Here is a 19,240-nt window from a genome sequence, read left to right on the forward strand (position 1 = left end):
CTTTCAGTCCGCGGTCTTGTCGACGTAGGCGGGAAGGAGGAGGCGGAAGGTGGTGCGGCGCGGCTGGCTTTCGCATTCGATGACACCGCCATGGTCGCCGACGATCTTGGCGACCAGGGCGAGGCCGAGGCCAGTGCCGTTGGTCTTGGTGGTGACGAAGGGATCGAACATGTGCCCCTGGATTTCTTCCGGAACGCCGGGGCCGTTGTCGCGCACGCAGAACTCAAGCGGCAGACTGACGCGCTCGCGCGTACCGGGTACCGACAGGCGCACACCCGGCCTGAAAGCCGTGGTCAGCGCGATCTCGGCATCCGGCGTGTCGGTCAGCGCCTCGGCGGCGTTCTTGACGAGGTTGAGGAACACCTGCACCAACTGGTCGCGATTGGCGTAGACCGGCGGCAACGACGGATCGTATTCCTCGACGATGCGGATATCGCGAGCAAAGCCGGAGAGCGCCAGACGCTTCACGTGTTCGAGCACGGCGTGGATGTTGACCGGCTCGCGCTCGATCGGCCGCTCGTCGGAGAACACCTCCATGCGGTCGACCAGCTTGACGATGCGGTCGGCTTCATCGGTGATCAGCTGGGTCAGCGCCCTGTCGCCATCGTCGGCCGACTGCTCCAGCAGCTGTGCCGCGCCACGGATGCCGGAGAGCGGGTTCTTGATCTCGTGCGCCAGCATGGCGGCAAGGCCGGTGACCGAACGGGCAGCCCCGCGATGGGTGAGCTGCTTGTCCATCTTGTCGGCCATGGTGCGCTCTTGCAGCATGATCACCACGTGACCGGGGCGGTCGGAGGCCGGCGCGGCATAGATGTCGACGACGCGCTCGCCGCCGTTGCGTGGCGTGCCGACGTCGACGCGGTATTCGTTGACCGAGGAGCCGCGCTCGCGCACCTGCTCGACCAGTTGCAGCAGCGGGCTGCCGAAGGGCACGAAATGCCTGAGCGAATGCCGGCCAAGCACGGCGGCGCTCGACTGGAAGAAATTCTGTGCCGCGTCGTTGGCCGAGCAGACCCGCCCCTCGGAATCGAGCATGATCACCGGATGCGGCAAGGCGTTGAGGATCGACACTCCGAGATCCCGCTCCGACGGAACCTCCGCGCCCGGTGCGGATGAAGACGTCGTCATGCGGCAACCCTCTCGAAACTCGCGCCGTCGGCGAACCACTCGTCAACGGCTTCCATCACCGCCTCCGGCGTTTCCGCCGTCAGCGCCCGGCGGCGGATGTCGGCCGCCGACGCATCATCGCGCGGCACCGCTTCAAACGTCCAACCGACGTGCTTGCGGGCCATCCTGAGGCCCAGACCCTCGCCGTAATGGGCGAGCATGTGCCGATATTGCGCCCGGAGCGAGCGCAGGATCTCGTCCCGGTCGGGCGCCTCCGCCTCGCCACCGGACGCCAGCGCGGCGGCGATCCGGCCCGGCAGCCAGGGACGACCATAGGCGCCCCGGCCGATCATCACCGCGTCGGCACCCGACTGGCGGAGCGCCTCGCGCGCCGTCGCGGCGTCAACGATATCGCCGTTGACCACCAAAGGGATGGAAACGGCCTCGCGCACCGCCCTCACCTTCGACCAATCGGCCGAACCCTTGTAGAACTGGTTGCGCGTGCGAGCATGCACGGTGACCATGGAGACGCCGGCCGCCTCGGCCCGCCGCGCCAGTTCCGGCGCGTTGAGGCAGGTATCATCCCAGCCGAGCCTCATCTTCAGCGTCACCGGAACGCTGACGGCGCCGACCACGGCCTCGACCAGCGTCAGCGCATGGTCGAGATCGCGCATCAGCGCCGAACCCGAGTAGCCCGATACGACCTTCTTGGCCGGACAGCCCATGTTGATGTCGATGATGTCAGCGCCGCCGGCTTCCGCCGCCCGGGCGCCCTCGCCCATCCAGCGCGCCTCGCGACCGGCAAGCTGCACGACGTGCAAACCCTCGTCGTCCGCCTCGGCGCGAGTCGTCGTTTCCGGATGACCATCGAGCAGGGTTTCGGATGCCACCATTTCGGACACGGTCAGGCCGGCGCCATAGCGGCGCGCCACACGCCGGAACGGCAGGTCGGTGATGCCGGCCATCGGCGCGAGAAACACCGGTGCAGGCACCATCATTCCGCCGACGCAAAGTTCCGACGCCGGGGCAGTCGTCGCCTCGCGATCCGGCTTGGAAACCACCATGCTTACACCTTGTGCACGAACCGTAGATGCTTACAAATTACGCAATTGATAGCTGTTCGGAAGAAATGACGCAAGCGTCTTGCGGGGCATCAGGCCAATAACGTAACGAGAATGCACATTTTTGCCGCGACCGCCACTCGGTCGCCAGCGGAGCCCTGCGAACGGCGATGCCATCCAGCACGACCACCCCCGCCTCCCCCGCCGCACGCCCCACCGTGGCGGTGATTCTGGTCGCCGCCGGGCGCGGCAGTCGCGCCGCCAGCGCCGGTGCGCCTCCCAAGCAATACCGGCAGCTTGCAGGGCGGCCGGTCATCGCCAGGACGATCGACGCCTTTCTCTCCCATCCCGGTATTGATCGGGTGTTGACGGTGATTCACCCCGAGGACCGCGATCTTTACATCGCCTCGGTCGCCGGGCTCGACGACTCGCGTCTTTCGCCACCCGTTCCCGGCGGAGCCGATCGACAGGCCAGCTGCCTTGCCGGACTGGCGGCGCTTGAGACTGACGCGCCCGACCTTGTCCTGATCCATGATGCCGTGCGGCCGTTCATCCGCCGCGAGGCCATCGACCGGGTGATCGAGGCGCTCGGGCGCGAGGTGGCCGTGCTCTGCGGCACGCCGGTGATCGACACGGTAAAGCGCGCCGATGCGGCCGGCTACGTGGGCGAAACGGTACCGCGCGAGGGTCTGTGGCGCGCCGCGACCCCACAGGGGTTCCGCTATGCCGAAATCGCCGCCGCTCACAAGTCACTGGTGGCTCGCGGCATCACCGGCGTGACCGACGATGCAGCCGTCGCCGAGCTTGCCGGCCATCGGGTATTGCTGGTCGATGGCGGCGCCGACAACGTCAAGCTGACCACCAAGGAGGACTTCGACATGGCCGAACAGCGTCTTGCCGCCGAGGCTTTCCTGGCCTGCCCCGACGTCCGCGTCGGCACCGGCTATGACGTCCACGTGCTGGAACCGGGCGACGGCGTCACGCTCTGCGGCGTTTTCATTCCGCACGATCAGCGCCTCAAGGGCCACTCCGACGCCGACGTCGCCCTGCATGCCCTGACCGACGCCATCCTTGGCGCTCTCGGAGATGGCGACATCGGCAAGCACTTCCCGCCCTCCGACGAGCGTTGGCGCGGGGCCGCTTCCACGCTGTTTCTGAAAGACGCGGTTCGCCGCCTCGCCGAACGCGGCGGCCTTCTTGCCCATTGCGACGTCACGATCATCGCAGAGGCGCCGAAGGTAGGTCCCCACCGCGAGGCCATGCGGGCGGCGATCGCCGAAACCTGCGGCATTGCCGTCGATCGTGTCGGCGTCAAGGCGACCACCAACGAGGGACTCGGGTTCGCCGGCCGGCGCGAAGGCATCGCCGCCATCGCCTCCGCCACGATCAGGCTGCCGCTCGATCGATGAGATCGAGCCGACCTTCGGAAAAGCCAATGGCGACCTATATGTCCTTCATGTCCACGCGGTAAGGCCGCTGCCGATAAGGAGATCGCCATGACCGACCTTTCACCCCTTCACCCTCGCGCCCAGCACCTCCTCGAAAAAGCGCGCGCCAAGGGCGTGACCATCGCCACCGCCGAGAGCTGCACCGGCGGCCTCGTCGCCGGCCTGCTCACCGAAATCGCCGGCTCGTCGGATGTCGTCGAACGCGGCTTCGTCACCTATTCCAATGAGGCCAAGATAGAGATGCTCGGGGTGCCGGAGGCGACGCTGATCGCCCACGGCGCCGTTTCCGAAGCGACGGCTCGCGCCATGGCGGAAGGAGCGCTCGCCCACTCGCGCGCCGCCTTCGCCGTCTCCATCACCGGCATCGCCGGTCCTGGCGGCGGGACGGCCGAGAAACCGGTCGGTCTCGTTCACTTCGCCTGCGCCACCACTGGTCGTCCGACGGTTCATGCCGAGCGGCGCTTCGGCAGCCTCGATCGTGCCGGCGTACGTTACGCAGCGGTGGTTCAGGCGCTCGCCATGCTGGAAGACGCGATCGCCGAGTGGTCGCTGACGGCATGACCGCGCGCCTTCACGAAGTCGACGAAGGCGCGGAGCGGTGCCGGCACCAGACGGCGGCCGGGATAGTACAGGAAGGGACCGGAAAAGCTCGGCCACCATTGCTCCAGGACCGGCTCCAGCGCGCCGCTGGAGAAGTGCGGCCGGATCCAGTCCTCGAACAGCCCCATGATTCCCACGCCGCCGATCGCCGCGGCAACCATGAGCTCGGCCGCACCGCCGGTGGCGACGATCAGTTGCCCGGTGGGTTCGACATTGACCACCTCTCCGTCCCTCTCGAACTCCCAGGGGGCAATGGCGCCGCTGGCAAAACGGCCGCGGATGCAGTTGTGGGCGATGAGATCGCGCGGATGGTCCGGGCGGCCACACCGATCGAGATAGGCGGACGATGCGGCGAGCGCATAGCGCTGGAGCCGGGGGCCGATCGGCACGGCGATCATGTCCTGCTCGAGCCGTTCGTCATAACGGATGCCGGCATCGCAGCCGGATGCGACCAGATCGACGAAGGTGTCCTCGGCGACGATTTCGAGGTGAATGTCGGGATAGGCGGCCAGGAAGGGCGGCAGGATGTCCGGCAGCACCAGCCGTGCCGCGCTGATGGGCACGTTGAGCTTGAGCCGCCCGGCGATCCGTTCGCGATAGCCGTTGACGACGTCGAGGGCCAGATCCACTTCGGTCACCGCCGGCGTCAGGCGATCGGCCAGTTCCCGGCCAACGGCCGTCAGCTCGACACTGCGCGTCGTGCGGTGAAGAAGCCGCACGCCCAGCCGCGCTTCAAGCCGCCGCACCGCCTCGCTGAGCCGCGAGGCACTGTCGCCGGTCGCCCGCGCCGCGTCGCGAAAGCCGCCGGCCTTGACGACCGCCAGAAACGCCGAGATGTCGCCGAAATCCACGCCCATTGTTCGGATGTCCGTACAGCTTGTACCGACTGTAGCCCGTTCTCCGCACAGCAACCAGGGTTTATCTCTAGGTCCCATCAGCGCAGGAGAGACCTCATGTCCTCGATCGATCAATCCGGAACCTACCGCCTCGGCGACCGCAGCGTGAAGCGGCTCGGCTATGGCGCCATGCAACTGGCCGGCCCCGGCGTCTTCGGTCCGCCGAAGGACCGGGCGCAGGCCGTGGCCGTGCTCAGGGCGGCCATCGCCGCCGGTGTGGACCACATCGACACCAGTGACTTCTACGGCCCGCACGTCACCAACGAGATCATCCGCGAGGCGCTGCACCCCTACCCTGATGATCTCACCATCGTCACCAAGGTCGGCGGCAAGCGCGGTGCCGACGGGTCCTGGCTCAAGGCTGACGCGCCCGACGAACTGCGCTCGGCAGTTCACGACAACCTTCGCAATCTCGGGCTCGAAGCGCTCGACGTCGTCAACATGCGCTTCATGTTCAACCCGCATCACCCGGCCGAAGGTCCGGTCGAACCGCAGATCGAGGCACTGGCGGAGCTGCAGCGGCAGGGGCTCATCCGCCATATCGGCGTCAGCCACGTGACGGCGGCCCAGATTAAGGCGGCCCGCCGCATCGTCGATATCGTCTGCGTCCAGAATCTCTACAATCTGGTCCACCGCGACGACGACGCGCTGATCGACGAGCTCGCCGCCGAGGGCATCGCCTACGTGCCCTACTTCCCGCTGGGCGGCTTCTCGCCGTTGCAGTCCGACACGCTCAGTGCGCTGGCGCAGAGGCTCGGCTTCACACCGATGCAACTGGCGCTCGCCTGGCTGCTAAGGCGCTCGCCCAACATCCTGCTGATCCCCGGCACATCCTCGCTGGGCCACCTCAAGGAGAACCTTGCCGTGGCGGCAATCGACCTCGACGACGCGACGATCGAGGAGCTGGACGCCATCGGCAAGGCCTGACGGAAACGGTGAGGCTGCGGGACTGCCGCGCCTCACCGCCTGAACTGGCGATAGAGCGAGATGATGACGACGGCGCCGATGGTGCCGCCGATCAGGTTGGCGATCCAGCCGTGCGGAAAGAAGCCGAGCTGACCGGCCACCCAGCCAAACGCGACGGCGCCGATCACGCCCAGGATGAGATTGGTCAGCAGACCATGGTCGGAGCGGGTGAAGCGCTCGGCCAGCCAGCCGGCCAACAACCCGATGATGATGGTTCCGATGATGCCGACACCCGCCATTTCGATCCTCCATGAGCGATCATGGGGGTCAATGTAGGGTGCGCCCCCATGGTCGGAAAGGGGGTAAATGGAGGCGACCGAAAGCCTTCGCCCGTTTCACCTGAGATGCGCCGTCAGAACTTTAAAACCGGCATATCCGAAGGCGACGGCAAGCAAGCCATCGAACAGGCGGCGGACGCGGGCAAAGCCGCGCGCGACCGTCCCTGACGAGAAGATCAGGGCATAGGTCAGAAAGATCAGCGTGCTCTGCAGGCCGACGGCCAGGATGACCACGAGAAGCGTAGCGGACGGGGCATCCGGCGGAACGCCGACCGAATAGAGGGCGCCGAAGAACAGGATGGCCTTGGGATTGGTGAGGTGGAGCAGCAAGCCCTTGCGATAGGCCTCGCCCGGTGTCACGACGCCCGTTGCGCCGAGTGCCAGCGCCTGGGGATGAAGCGCGCTCCATGCCGACTTGATGGCGAGATAAAGAAGATAGCCGGCGCCAATGTAGCGGATCGCTTCGAGCATCCAGGCATTGGCCAGCATGATCGCACCAAGGCCGAGCGCGGCGGCGGCCGACCATGCAAGCGAGCCGGTCACGACACCGAGCGCCATGGCGACGCCACGACGGCGGCCGGCGCCCATGGACATCGATGCTATGCCGAGCGTCGCCGGTCCCGGACTGGCGGTGGCGATGAAGGCGGCGGACAGGATGATCGGAAGATTGACGGCGAGCCCCAACTACACCTCCCGTTTCGGCCAGAGTAGTTCCAGCAAAAGTGGGTACCGTTTTTGCGTCCGGAACTGCGTCTCAACGATAAGATAGAGTTTTCCGGCGAACTCGAGTTCACCGGAGAAACTCTAGACGCTGGCGCCGTAAATGGCATTGGCGCGCTGTTCGAAGGCTTCGGCGAACTTGCGGAAGGCTCGGTCGAACATCGATCCCATGAGAGCGCCGAGCATCCGGCTGCGAAACTCGTAGGAGATCCAGAAATGAACGTCGGCGCCCTGCTCGGAGCGCGGCGTGAAGCTCCACCTGTTGTCGAGGAAGCGAAACGGGCCATCAATATATTCGACCTTGATGGCAAGGGCGACGCGATCGAGTGTCACCATTGAGGTGAAGGTCTCGCGGACCGGCCCGTAGCCGGCGGTGAGGTCAGCGATCAGCACCTCGCGCCCCGCCTCGTCGACCTGCCGCTGCCGGACGATCAGGCGCTCGCAGAGCGGCACGAACTCGGGATATTTCTCGACATCGGCCACCAGATCGAACATCCGCTCCGGGCTGTGGGTGACGTGGCGCACGGTCTCGAAGGTCGGCATTGTCCGGTAGCGTCCTGTATGCGGCATGAAACAAGGCGGCCCATCAGGCCGCCTTACGCTTTTTCAGACTTCGCACCGAAAGGCAATCCTGCCGCCTCTCAGCCCCGCGCCTCAGCGAGTTTCTTCTCGCGATTGGCCCGAAGCTGCGCGAAATCTTCACCAGCGTGATGCGACGAGCGCGTCAGCGGGCTCGACGACACCATGAGGAAACCCTTGGTGTAGGCAATGGTTTCGTAGGACTTGAACTCATCCGGCGGCACGAAGCGGATGATGGGGTGATGCTTGGACGTCGGCTGCAGATATTGACCGATGGTCAGGAAATCCACGTCGGCCGAGCGCAGGTCGTCCATCAGCTGCAGTACCTCGTTCCGCTCCTCGCCGAGGCCGACCATGATGCCGGACTTGGTGAAGATGGTGGGGTCGAGCTCCTTCACCCGCTGCAAGAGGCGGATGGAGTGGAAATAACGGGCGCCAGGACGGACGGTGAGATAGTTCGACGGCACCGTTTCGAGATTGTGGTTGAAAACGTCGGGCTTGGCGGCCACCACGACTTCCAGGGCGCCTTCCTTCCTGAGGAAGTCGGGCGTCAGCACCTCGATGGTGGTCGACGGAGACCGGGCGCGGATGGCGCGGATCACCTGCGCGAAATGCTCGGCGCCGCCATCCTTGAGATCGTCGCGATCCACCGACGTGATGACGACGTGAAGGAGCCCCAGCTTTTCGACGGCCAGCGCCACGTTCTCCGGCTCGCTGGGATCGAGCGGCGCCGGCAGGCCGGTCTTGACGTTGCAGAAGGCACAGGCGCGCGTGCAGGTGTCGCCCATGATCATCATGGTGGCGTGCTTCTTCGACCAGCATTCGCCGATGTTGGGGCAGCCCGCCTCCTCGCAGACCGTGAAGAGGCCGTTCTCCTTCACGATACCCTGCGTTTCCTTGTAGACCGGCGAGCCCGGCGCCTTGACGCGGATCCACTCGGGCTTGCGCTGGATCGGATTGTCCGGACGGTTGGCCTTCTCGGGATGGCGCGCCTTCGGCGCGGTCTTCACGGTGTCGAGAATGGTGACCATTGTCCGTCGCTTTCTGCCCGTTTTGGCCGGCCCTCTGCCGGTCTTCTATGATCTACTTCCTAGCAAAACTACGGAGACACGGCCATGCCAGTCCGCTCACATCTGGCCTGCGTCGTCGTCATGCGGCCTGCTAGAAACCGCCGCCGGTCTTGAACCCGCCACCGCCCGAGCCGCCACCGGTTCCAAAGCCACCGCCGCCCGAGCCGCCGCCCCACGAGCCGCCGCCGCCCCAATGGCCACCGCCGAAATCGTCGCGTCGTCGGGACTCACCGCGCCGATAACCGTCGCGGAAGGCGCCTTCCAGCACGGCCGCCGTGATGGCGCCGGAAATGATGCCGCCGATCAGGTTGCCGATCGTCTCGCCGTTGGAGAAACTGCCGTTGGGCCGGTCGTAGCCATTGCTGCGGAAGGTATCGCGCGAATGCTCAAGCTCCTGCCGCTTGTTGGCGATATCGATCGACGTGCGCCGCAGTTCGTCGGCCTGCGCGTCGACACGGATCAGATCGCGTTCGATCTGGCGCAACCGCTTGACGATGCGGTCGTCCTCCGGCGTCGGCGTCGCTTCGGCGCGTCGGACCAAATCCACCATGTCGGCGCGCGCCAGCGTTCCGGCCAGATCGTCGATCACTCCGCGCACCGCCGGATCGCCGTTGTCGTCGAGCGCCGCCGCCGTCTCCTTGTCGATGCTGTCGACGTCGGACCTCACGCGCGCGATATCGGTCTCCACCTTGGCGAGCGCACGGTCGGCGTCGGCCACCGCGGTCTCCAGCGGCACGATGCCGTCGGCCTCCAGCGCCGCCCGCTCGTAAGCCTGGCGAGCTTCGGTGGCGGCCGCCACCTCGGCCTTCAGGCGGTCGGCGTGCTCGGCAAGGCGCAAGGGAATCTCGGTGAGCATGAAATAGTTGACGCGCGCCGCGTCATAGCCGGCAAGCCTTGCCACCTTGCCATCGAAATAGCGCGTGAGCGGCCCCGCCCGGTAGGCGGACGTGCCGTAGCCGCGCCGCCAGAGATAGAAGAACAGTCGATCGTCTTCGTAAGGCTTGCCCTTGACCGCGCGATCCTCCTCGGCCTGGCGTCTCTTCTCCTCGGCCGCCGTCGCCATTGCCTCGGCCGCCTCGATGGCCGCGGTCAGGCGTCGCCACTCGTCCTCGGTCGCGAGACGCGCCTCCACGGCGTCCGTCTTCGCCTCGACCGCGTCGATCGCCGCGTCGCGCAGTTTGGCGGCCGCTTCGCGCTTGTCTTCGAGTTCGTCGAGCTTCTGCGACGCACCCTCGCGACTGGCCTTCAGTTCCGTCAGCCGATCTCGGCGCTTGTCGAGGGCCGCGCGGGCTCGCCGCTCGACGCTGTCCAGTTCGCCGACCACCTCGTCGCGAGCGATGGCATCGAGCCTGAGGCGGGCCAGAGCGCGAAAGGCGTCAGCCTGCTCGGCTCTCAGGCGGTCGCCCTCGGCCTTGGTGTCGGCCAGCATGGCGACGAGACGATCCTCGTCACGTCTGACCCCAAGGATCGCCCGTTCGATGTGGTTGAGCGCCTGCTGCGCGGAAATCATGTTGCTTCCCTGGGTTCAGAGGGCTTTACCAACTGGTGATGGCGCCCGGGAGGACGTCCATCTCGTAGACGGGCTCGATACTGCCGCGTGGCTTCTCACCGAGAATGTTATCCTCGACGATGCCATCGTCGCTCTTGTCCGCCGCGACCTTGTCATAGGTCGCCTTGGGAACGCGCATGCCCCATTTGTCGACCGTCTTGACCGTGCCATCCTCTTCGCTGGCAATCGGCAGCTTGAGGGCGTCGCCGTCCGGCGTCACCGCCTCGACGATCAGGTAATAGTTGCGCGCCTTGGTGTTGACGTCGGGGACCCGGAACACGCCCGTCCGCTCGCCGGGGCGCGACACGATCCTGAGTTCATAGGTTCGGGCAAGCGTTGCCCGGAGATCGGCAAGCGCCGCCACCGCCTGGCGCGCCGCATCGGCATTCCCCCCGGCAATCGCCGCGCGCGCACCGGCGACGCGCCGATCGGCCTCGGTCCTGGCGTCGGAGGTCAGCGCCTCGGCCGCCAGTGCGGCCTCGGCCGTATCGACGGCTTCGGGCAGCGTCACGGTCATCTCGATCCGCGCCGCCTCCGTCGCCCGCTCCGTCGAGGCCACGCGCCAATAGGTGACGCCGCCGAGAACGACGATGGCGAGGAGCGCCGCCGCCATCACCTTGGCCACCATGGCGCGCCCCACCCAGAAGAGCGCCATCGTCCGCGCAAAGGACGACGGCGCCGGATCATAGGTGAAACGACTCTCCTTCAGCGCCCGGATACCGTCATCCAGGATGCGGTCGGAGACCTTGAGCCCCTGTCCCTCGTAGAGCGCCCGAAGCCGCTCTTTCAGCGTGGCGTCGCGATTGTCCTCGCCGAGTGCCTTCTCGACCAGCCCCTCCTGGTGACGGAGCGTGTCGACCACGTCCATCGCCAGCATGAGCTCGTCGAGTTTGGGGGCGACGGCGGCGCCCTGAGCGATGTCAGCCATTCAACACCAGCGCATTGCCCTGCTCGGCAAGGCGGGCCATCCGCCGCTTGCCGTCTTCGACGGCGGCTCGGATCTCTTCGGAGTTCTTGGTGGCCAGCGTCCGCATCTCTGCGATGATCTCGGTCGAGCGCTCCTGATAGTTGACCACGCTGTCGACCAGCTTCTTCACTGCGTCGGCGCGCACCGTCGGGCCATAACCGGCCTTCAGCGCCTCCTCCTGCACCTTGCCGCCGATATCGGCCAGCACCTCAAGCGACTTGGACACGCCCTCCTTCATGGAGTTGAGCGTCTGCGTCGACTCGTGCAGGCCGAACACGCCGGTGAACGACGCCTTCAGCGCCGTCAGCACGGAATCATTGGTGGTGAAGAACGAAACGGACTGCTGATAGACGCGCTCCTTGGCAGACGTCGTCTGGAGGAGGCGTGCCATGATCACTTCGGACGTGTTGTAGCCAATAGTGAGGTTGTCGGCGAGATCCTTGGCGATCTGGTAGCGCCCTTCCTCGTTCTGCATGCTCCTGAGCTTTTCGTCGCGGATGAGTTCCAGCTTCGCCCGTTCCGAAGCGTCCGTGCCGGCAAAACCGGCCACCGCCTCCGACGCATTGCCAAGTTCGTCCTTGGCGGCGGCGAGCTTGGCCTCACCCGCCTTCAGCACCTCCAGCGCCGCCACCTCGGCCTGCTTCAGCGCACCACGGAAGTCACGATAGGCTTCGAGAATAACCCGCTCGCGTTCGATATTGGTCTTGGTGTCGCGAGCCACCTCGATGTAGGTGTCGCGAATGCTATCGAACCGGCTGGCGATGTCGCCGCGCGAAATCTTCATCCAGGTGTTGGTCGCCCGCTCGAACAGGTCGAGCTTTCCGTCGGAAATCTGGTCGACCATCGCCTTGGCATCGTCGCGGATCGAGTTGAAGCCCTGCGTGATCTTCTCGTAGCGCTCGCCGATCGACATTTCGGAGATCTGCTCGCGCACCACCTCGTTGAACACGCTCATCTGGCTGAGCGTGCGGGTGATGACGGCGATCTTGTCGGGGTCGAGATCGGTGATCCGCTCGAGAAGGCCGACGATCGGCGCCTCCTCGGTTCGGGCCGGCAATAGGCCGAGGTCGCGCAATCCACCCATCGCCTTGTCGAGATACTGCATGGGCGTTTTCACAATGTCGGTCGTGGTCAAGGCCGTTTCCCCCAGTCACCGGAAGCGCGGATAAACGTCCGCGGGGCGTCGCGGGAAATGTAGTATTCCCTCAAGCCGCCGCAAGCAGACGTTCAGCGAAAATTCAAGCGCCGAAGACAGCTTCGAGCGCACCACGCATCACCTTGGCGTCAGGCTCGCGGCCCGTCCAGAGGCGAATGCCAATGACACCCTGGTTGACCAGCATGCCGAGACCGTCGAGCGTTATCGCGCCATGCGTCTCGGCCATCCTGAGGAACGCCGTGTGCGGCGGATTGGGGATGACGTCGGCCACCACCAGTCCAGGCCGGACGGAAGTGAAATCGACGGCCGGCAGATCGCCGACACCCGGGAAAAGGCCGATCGACGTCGCATTGATGAGGATGTCGGTCTCCTCGGGAATAATGTAACTCCCCGTCCACGGCACGAATTCGGCCGCCGCCGAGGTATGCGCCGCCACGAGTTGCACCACCGCCTTGCCGCGCGCCTCGTCGCGGTTGACGACGGCGATCGACGCCGCGCCGGCCAGCGCCGTCTCGATCGCGATCGCCCGTGAGGCACCGCCGGCGCCGAGCACCACAACGCGCTTGCCGCGGGGATCTATCACCGTCTCCAGCGATGTGAGGAACCCCTTGCCATCGGTGTTCTCGCCGATCAGCTTGCCGTCATCGTTGATGACGCAGTTGACGGCGCCGATGATCTCCGCCGAGGGGGCGAACTCGTCGATGAAATCGATCACCGCCACCTTGTGCGGCAACGAGCAATTGAAGCCGCGCCAGCCCATGGCGCGTGCACCGCGCACCGCATTGCCGAGGTCGGCCGGTGCCACATCGCAGTTGATGTAGCGGGCGTCGAGACCCATGGCACGATAGGCCGCCTCGACCATGGCGACCGTCGGGTTCTCCGCCACCGGTGTCGCGAAACAGCCCGTGAGAAGGCTGAGGAAATTGAGCTCGGCCGGCATGACGCCATCCTCCAACGGAGGGCAGGCACGCCGCCGCCCTACCTCCGGACGATCTTATCGCCTGGAGAGAGGATTGAAAACGCTGCCGTCATTGAGAAAGACTAGCGGCGCCTCTTGAGCGGCGTCACCGTTGCCGAGGGCTTGTCGGCAACGAGCCGTTGTTCGATCACCCCGCGCCAGCCGAGGCCACGATAGGTCTCATAGCCGGGCGTCGCATGCTGGGCAACGATCCGGCCATCGTTGAGTTGCCAACCAGCCGCCGAGCCTCCAAAGGGCGGAAGCCGCTCCGTCAACAGACCGGCGCCATCGGACGAGGCGATGACCCGGTTGTCGCGATCGACGATCAGCACGCGGCTCATGGCCCGCTCCTCGTCGGTCAGACGGACGCCCTCGACAATGGTGCGCGATTGCGGTTCCCAATCGAAGTGGATGGCCAGGAGACCGATAGGCCGGCCGCCGGCCTCGCCACCGGTTCGCACCGGCGTGACGAAGGTTGCGACCAGGGTATCGGCCAGAAGCGGCTCGCGAGCGATATCCTCGGCGTGAAAGTCGTCGCCGGTCTTCAGCCCCATGCCGGTACGGAACCACGCACGCGACGAAACGTCGGCACCTGCGACCGGAAAGCGATCGCCGCGACCGCTGGCCACGACCCTGCCTTGGGTGTCGCAGAGCCAGATGTCGAGATAGACGGTGTAGGCACGCAGAATGACGTTGAGGCGCCGCGCAGCATAGGCGAAGGCACCTTCGCCGGGTTCGGTCATCGCGTCGACGAAGGCGGAGTCGGTCGCCCACCAGCGCACGTCACAGGTGCGTTCGTAAAGGTTGCGATCGACGATCTCGATGGCGTTGAGCGCCAGATCGACCAGCCGCTGCCCCTGCGATGACTGGCTCATCTCCTGCACCAGCGAGGAAATCTCGCCGATCTCCGAGGCAAGCTCGGCTTCAAGGGCGGTCGAGAGCTTCTCCACCTCTTCGGAGATGCCACGCACTTCCTGGCTGACCACCGCGAAGCCGCGGCCGGCCTCCCCGGCCCTCTCGGCCTCGATCAATGCGTTTAGGGCGAGAATGCGCATGCGGCGATTGATCGCCCTGATCTGGCCGACCTTGTTGAAGGCGATTTCCTGGACGGACTCGGATTTTGACGAGATGTCGCGAATGGACACAACCGAAGCTGTCATCCTATCCCCCGGACGATCGCAATTGCACTTTGCGAAGCGTCGCATTCACCTCGTTAACAAAGTAAAAACAACGACGGAAGAACTACGGACAGGACTGCTGCTTTTATTTGCAGAAGACCCCCACGAGACAGTCTCGGCGCTTATCTATTGCTCAGACAACCATACGGGCCAGGAAAACAAAGATGATCGCGCCAATCGTCGCGACGGCAACTTCATGCAGGAAGGGACTGGCGATGGGAAGACTGATGCCCGTCCACTGCAACACCAGCCCGCCGACGAACGAGCCGATCAGACCGGAGACGAGATAGCGGATGAGGCCGCCGCCGCCCACCACGAAGCTCGCGAGCCAGCCGGCAAGAAGGCCGATGGCGCCCCAGACGAGAAAGGCGTGACCCTGCATCGGATATCTCCTGGCAATGAAAAGGCCGGCGGGATTGCCGCCGGCCCTACATTAAGTTGCGACTCGCGGCTTAAATATGGATGGCCCGGCCATAGGCAGCAAGCACGCTCTCGTGCATGGTTTCGCTGACGGTCGGGTGCGGGAACACCGTGTGCATCAGCTCTTCCTCGGTGGTCTCCAGCTGCATGGCGACGACGAAGCCCTGGATCATCTCGGTCACCTCGGCGCCAACCAGATGAGCGCCGAGCAGGCGGCCGGTCTTGGCGTCGAAGATGGTCTTGACGAGGCCTTCCGGCTCGCCGAGCGCCACCGCCTTGCCGTTGCCGATGAACGGGAAGCGACCGACCTTCAGTTCGAAGCCGGCCTCCTTGGCTTTCTTCTCAGTGAGGCCGACGGAGGCCACCTGCGGGTGGCAATAGGTGCAGCCCGGAATCTGCAACTTGTCCATGGGATGCGGATGCAGGCCGGCGATCGCCTCGACGCACAGCGTCCCCTCGTGCTCGGCCTTGTGGGCGAGCATCGGCGGACCGGCGACGTCGCCGATGGCATAGATGCCCGGCACGTTAGTGCGGCCGAGACCGTCGGTCACCACGGTGCCGCGCTCGATCTTGACGCCCAGCGCCTCGAGACCGAGGTTTTCGACGTTGCCGACGACACCTACCGCCGAGATGACGCGATCGGCGACGATCTCCTGCTTGGAGCCGTCCTTCAGTTCGACGGTGGCCGTCACCTCATTGGCGCCCTTCTTCAGCGAGGCGACCTTGGCCTCCAGAAGGATCTTCATGCCGGCCTTCTCGAAGCGCTTCTTGGCGAGGTCGGCGATCTCGTGATCCTCGACCGGCATCACCTGGCTCATCACCTCGACGACAGTCACTTCCGAGCCGAGCGCCCGGTAGAAGCTTGCGAACTCGATGCCGATGGCGCCCGAGCCCACCACCAGAAGGCGCTTCGGCAGCGCCTCCGGCACCATGGACTCAAAATAGGTCCAGACCAGCTTCTTGTCCGGTTCGAGACCCGGCAGCACGCGCGGACGCGCACCGGTGGCCACGATGATGTGCTTGGCCTCGTAGTCGCCGGCCGGCAACCAGCCCTTGGGCGCGCCGTCCACCGCCTTCACCTTGACCTTACCGGGCGCGGCAATGTTCGCCTCGCCCCAAATCAGGTCGACCTTGTTCTTCTTCAGGAGGAAGCCGACGCCCTGGCTCATCTGCTGGGCGATGCCGCGCGACCGCTTGACGATGGCGGCGACATCGGCGCCGGGCTTCTCGGCCTTGATGCCGTAATCGGCGGCATGCTCGATGTAGTGGAAGATCTCGGCCGAGCGCAGCAGCGCCTTGGCGGGAATGCAGCCCCAATTGGGACAAATGCCGCCAACGTAGGCGCGCTCGACAACGCCGACCTTGAGGCCGAGCTGGGCGGCACGGATGGCGGCCACGTAGCCGCCGGGGCCGGAGCCGATGATCAGGATGTCATACTGGGACATGGGTCTCTGCCTTCAATCTGGGTTCGGCGCGGGACTGGCCTCGCGCCGGAAGCAGGCGGCGCCGGCTCAACCGGCAGCCGCCTCCCGAAACGCACGACGGAGGTGTTCCGTCACACCAGCATCGACATCGGCTTCTCGATGAAGCCCTTGAACGCCTTCAGAAGCTCGGCGCCGAGCGCGCCGTCGACGGCGCGGTGATCGGTGGAGAGCGTGACGCTCATCACGGTTGCGACGGCCAGCTGACCGCCCTTCACCACCGCCCGCTGCTCACCGGCGCCGACGGCCAGGATGGTGGCATGCGGCGGGTTGATGACGGCGGCGAAGTCCTTGACGCCGAACATGCCGAGGTTGGACACCGAGGTGGTGCCGCCCTGGTATTCTTCGGGCTTCAGCTTGCGGTCCTTGGCGCGTCTGGCCAGATCCTTCACCTCGTTGGAGATGGCGGACAGGCTCTTCTCGTCGGCTTTGCGGACGATCGGCGTGATCAGGCCGCCGGGGATCGACACGGCGACGCCGACATCGGCGTGCTTGTGCTTCAACATGCCGCCATCGGTCCAGGACACATGGGCGTCCGGCACGGACTTCAGGGCCAGGGCGTAAGCCTTGATGACCATATCGTTGACCGACACCTTGTAGGTCGGCTTGCCGTCGATGGTCGGCGCGGCGTCGTTGATGTCCTTGCGCAGGGCGAGCAGCGCATCGAGCTCCACGTCGACGGTGACATAGAAATGCGGCACCGTCTGCTTGGACTCGGTGAGGCGGCGCGCGATCGTCTTGCGCATGCCGTCATGCGGAATGAGCTCGTAGCTGTCCGGATCGAACAGCTTCAGCGTCATCTCGTCGCTGGCACCGGCCGGCTTCGGAGCAGGTGCTGCGGCCTGAGCCTGCGGAGCGGGAGCCGCCGGCTTCGGTGCAGCCTCGGCACTCTCGACGTCGCGCAGGATGATGCGGCCCTTCGGCCCCGAGCCCTTGACGGACTTGAGGTCGAGCCCCTTCTCCTTGGCGACGCGGCGAGCCAAGGGCGATGCGAAGACCCGCTCGCCCTCGCCGGCCTTGGCAGCTTCCGCCTTCGGAGCGTCCGGCTTCGGCGCTTCGGCCTTGGGTGCTTCGTTCGACGCCTCGGGCTTCGCCTTGTCCTCGGCCTTGGCCGGGGCCGGAGCGGCCCCTTCCGCCGCCGAGGCAGCGGCTTCGACGTCCTCGCCCTCTTCGGCCAGGATGGCGATCACCGCGTTGACCGGCACGTCGGCCGTGCCTTCGGCCACCACCAGCTTGGCGACGGTGCCCTCGTCGACCGCTTCGACCTCCATGGTCGCCTTGTCGGTTTCGATCTCGGCGAGAACCATGCCGGACTTCACGGCATCGCCCACCTTGACGTTCCACTTGGTCAGGTTGCCCGTCTCCATGGTGGGAGAGAGCGCCGGCATCAGAATCTTGATCGGCATTTCAGCTCTCCTCAGCGATAGGTGACGGCGCGCACGGCCTCGATCACCTCGCCGACGGTCGGCAGGGCAAGCTTTTCGAGGTTGGCCGCGTAAGGCATCGGCACGTCCTTGCCGGTGATGCGGCCGACGGGCGCGTCAAGATAGTCGAAAACGTTGGCCTGGATCTGGTAGGCGATTTCCGACCCCACCGAGCCCTGCGGCCAGCCCTCTTCCACAGTCACGCAACGGCCGGTCTTCTTCACCGAGTTGACCACCGTCTCGATGTCCATCGGACGGATGGTTCGCAGATCGATCACCTCGGCGTCGATGCCGAGACCGGCCAGTTCTTCCGCCGCCTTGATCGCATAGGACATGCCCATGCCGAAGGAGACGATGGTGACATCCTTGCCCGCCTTGTGAATACGCGCCTTGCCGATCGGCAACACGTAATCGTCGAGCTTCGGCACATCGAAGTGATGGCCATAGAGGACTTCGTTCTCCAGGAAGATCACCGGGTTGGGGTCGCGGATCGCCGCCTTGAGCAGGCCCTTGGCGTCGGCGGCCGTATACGGCATCACTACCTTGAGGCCGGGGATCATGCCGTACCAGGCAGCATAGTCCTGGCTGTGCTGGGCGCCGACGCGAGCGGCGGCGCCGTTCGGCCCGCGGAACACGATCGGGCAGCCCATCTGACCGCCGGACATGTAAAGCGTCTTGGCCGCCGAGTTGATGATCTGGTCGATCGCCTGCATGGCGAAGTTGAAGGTCATGAACTCGACGATCGGCTTCAGGCCGGCGAAGGCGGCGCCGACGCCAATGCCGGCAAAGCCGTGCTCGGTGATCGGCGTGTCGATGACGCGCCGGGCACCGAACTCGTCCAGGAGCCCCTGGGAGATCTTGTAGGCACCCTGATATTCGGCAACTTCCTCGCCCATTAGGAACACGTCGCCATCGCGGCGCATTTCCTCGGCCATCGCCTCGCGCAGCGCCTCGCGCACCGTCTTGCTCTCGAACTCGGTACCGGCGGGGATGTCCGGATCGGCTTCGGCCTTCACGGCAGGAGCCGCCGGCACCGTGCTCGATGCCTGCGCCATCGGCTGCGGCTTTTCGGCGGGGGCCGCCTGGGCGGCGGGCTTGGGATCCTCGCCCGTCACCGGCTTGGGAGCAGCAGATTCGCCTTCCTCGCCGACGCGGGCGATTACCGCGTTGACCTTCACACCCTCGGTGCCGTCGGCAACCAGGATTTCGAGCAGCTTGCCCTCATCGACGGCCTCGATTTCCATCGTTGCCTTGTCGGTTTCGATCTCGGCGATCACATCGCCGGATTTCACGTCGTCGCCCACCTTTTTCAGCCACTTGGTGAGCGTACCCTCTTCCATGGTCGGCGACAGCGCCGGCATCAGGATGTCGATTGCCATTTT

Annotated in this window: 19 protein-coding genes; 3 read left to right on the forward strand and 16 right to left on the reverse strand. The window is 65.6% G+C overall.

Annotated elements, in window-relative coordinates; genetic code table 11:
* Positions 1-3 precede the first annotated feature (3 nt).
* Positions 4-1,128, reverse strand: a complete 1,125-nt coding sequence (locus QQZ18_RS03540) for a two-component system sensor histidine kinase NtrB (protein WP_284537939.1) — start codon at positions 1,126-1,128, stop codon at positions 4-6.
* The gene (dusB, locus tag QQZ18_RS03545; protein WP_284537941.1) at positions 1,125-2,171 is read right to left on the reverse strand and encodes a tRNA dihydrouridine synthase DusB; all 1,047 of its coding nucleotides are present in this window, start codon (positions 2,169-2,171) and stop codon (positions 1,125-1,127) included. Before dusB ends, QQZ18_RS03540 begins: the two co-directional genes overlap by 4 nt.
* Positions 2,172-2,338: 167 nt before the next feature.
* Between dusB and QQZ18_RS03550 the strand changes: the two genes are divergently transcribed.
* Both QQZ18_RS03550 and QQZ18_RS03555 read left to right on the forward strand, forming a co-directional pair.
* Positions 2,339-3,577, forward strand: a complete 1,239-nt coding sequence (locus QQZ18_RS03550) for a bifunctional 2-C-methyl-D-erythritol 4-phosphate cytidylyltransferase/2-C-methyl-D-erythritol 2,4-cyclodiphosphate synthase (RefSeq protein WP_284537943.1) — start codon at positions 2,339-2,341, stop codon at positions 3,575-3,577.
* 87 nt (positions 3,578-3,664) lie between these two features.
* Positions 3,665-4,177 carry a CinA family protein gene (locus tag QQZ18_RS03555; RefSeq protein ID WP_284537945.1) on the forward strand — a complete coding sequence of 171 codons (513 nt, stop codon included), beginning with the start codon at positions 3,665-3,667 and terminating at the stop codon, positions 4,175-4,177.
* Here QQZ18_RS03555 and QQZ18_RS03560 read toward each other — a convergent pair.
* Positions 4,123-5,073, reverse strand: coding sequence for a LysR family transcriptional regulator (locus QQZ18_RS03560; RefSeq protein WP_284537947.1), 951 nt, complete (start codon positions 5,071-5,073; stop codon positions 4,123-4,125). The genes QQZ18_RS03555 and QQZ18_RS03560 overlap by 55 nt on opposite strands.
* A gap of 96 nt (positions 5,074-5,169) precedes the next feature.
* Here QQZ18_RS03560 and QQZ18_RS03565 point away from each other — a divergent pair, with 96 nt between their 5' ends.
* The gene (locus QQZ18_RS03565; protein ID WP_284537949.1) at positions 5,170-6,039 is read left to right on the forward strand and encodes an aldo/keto reductase family oxidoreductase; all 870 of its coding nucleotides are present in this window, start codon (positions 5,170-5,172) and stop codon (positions 6,037-6,039) included.
* Positions 6,040-6,071: 32 nt separating this feature from the next.
* Here QQZ18_RS03565 and QQZ18_RS03570 read toward each other — a convergent pair whose 3' ends face one another.
* From QQZ18_RS03570 to QQZ18_RS03630, 13 genes are all read right to left on the reverse strand, one after another.
* Positions 6,072-6,323, reverse strand: a complete 252-nt coding sequence (locus QQZ18_RS03570) for a GlsB/YeaQ/YmgE family stress response membrane protein (RefSeq protein WP_284538831.1) — start codon at positions 6,321-6,323, stop codon at positions 6,072-6,074.
* Positions 6,324-6,413: 90 nt separating this feature from the next.
* A complete protein-coding gene (locus QQZ18_RS03575) occupies positions 6,414-7,040 on the reverse strand; it encodes a LysE family translocator (protein WP_284537951.1) in 627 nt (208 codons plus the stop codon).
* Positions 7,041-7,160: 120 nt separating this feature from the next.
* Positions 7,161-7,619 (reverse strand): type II toxin-antitoxin system RatA family toxin, encoded by a 459-nt coding sequence (locus tag QQZ18_RS03580; RefSeq protein ID WP_284537953.1) that lies wholly within the window; start codon positions 7,617-7,619, stop codon positions 7,161-7,163.
* A gap of 98 nt (positions 7,620-7,717) precedes the next feature.
* Positions 7,718-8,686: a lipoyl synthase gene (gene lipA / locus QQZ18_RS03585; RefSeq protein ID WP_284537956.1), complete on the reverse strand. Its 969-nt coding sequence runs from the start codon at positions 8,684-8,686 to the stop codon at positions 7,718-7,720.
* Positions 8,687-8,816: 130 nt separating this feature from the next.
* Entirely contained in the window at positions 8,817-10,235 is a 1,419-nt protein-coding gene (locus QQZ18_RS03590; RefSeq protein ID WP_284537958.1) for a hypothetical protein, read from the reverse strand.
* A gap of 25 nt (positions 10,236-10,260) precedes the next feature.
* Positions 10,261-11,202 (reverse strand): DUF6384 family protein, encoded by a 942-nt coding sequence (locus QQZ18_RS03595; protein ID WP_284537960.1) that lies wholly within the window; start codon positions 11,200-11,202, stop codon positions 10,261-10,263.
* Positions 11,195-12,346 (reverse strand): cell surface protein, encoded by a 1,152-nt coding sequence (locus QQZ18_RS03600; RefSeq protein WP_284538833.1) that lies wholly within the window; start codon positions 12,344-12,346, stop codon positions 11,195-11,197. Before QQZ18_RS03600 ends, QQZ18_RS03595 begins: the two co-directional genes overlap by 8 nt.
* 133 nt (positions 12,347-12,479) lie before the next feature.
* Complete coding sequence (gene aroE, locus QQZ18_RS03605; protein WP_284537962.1) at positions 12,480-13,337, reverse strand: shikimate dehydrogenase; 858 nt, start codon at positions 13,335-13,337, stop codon at positions 12,480-12,482.
* A gap of 101 nt (positions 13,338-13,438) precedes the next feature.
* A complete protein-coding gene (locus QQZ18_RS03610; RefSeq protein ID WP_284537964.1) occupies positions 13,439-14,560 on the reverse strand; it encodes a methyl-accepting chemotaxis protein in 1,122 nt (373 codons plus the stop codon).
* A 106-nt stretch (positions 14,561-14,666) separates the two neighbouring features.
* Positions 14,667-14,915, reverse strand: a complete 249-nt coding sequence (locus tag QQZ18_RS03615) for a GlsB/YeaQ/YmgE family stress response membrane protein (protein WP_101287430.1) — start codon at positions 14,913-14,915, stop codon at positions 14,667-14,669.
* A gap of 70 nt (positions 14,916-14,985) precedes the next feature.
* A complete protein-coding gene (gene lpdA, locus QQZ18_RS03620) occupies positions 14,986-16,398 on the reverse strand; it encodes a dihydrolipoyl dehydrogenase (protein ID WP_284537967.1) in 1,413 nt (470 codons plus the stop codon).
* Between the two features lie 110 nt (positions 16,399-16,508).
* A complete protein-coding gene (locus tag QQZ18_RS03625; RefSeq protein ID WP_284537969.1) occupies positions 16,509-17,840 on the reverse strand; it encodes a pyruvate dehydrogenase complex dihydrolipoamide acetyltransferase in 1,332 nt (443 codons plus the stop codon).
* Positions 17,841-17,851: 11 nt separating this feature from the next.
* Complete coding sequence (locus tag QQZ18_RS03630; RefSeq protein WP_284537971.1) at positions 17,852-19,237, reverse strand: pyruvate dehydrogenase complex E1 component subunit beta; 1,386 nt, start codon at positions 19,235-19,237, stop codon at positions 17,852-17,854.
* Positions 19,238-19,240: the final 3 nt, after the last annotated feature.

This window comes from Pleomorphomonas sp. T1.2MG-36 (assembly GCF_950100655.1).
In the GTDB taxonomy this organism is placed as follows: Bacteria; Pseudomonadota; Alphaproteobacteria; order Rhizobiales; family Pleomorphomonadaceae; genus Pleomorphomonas.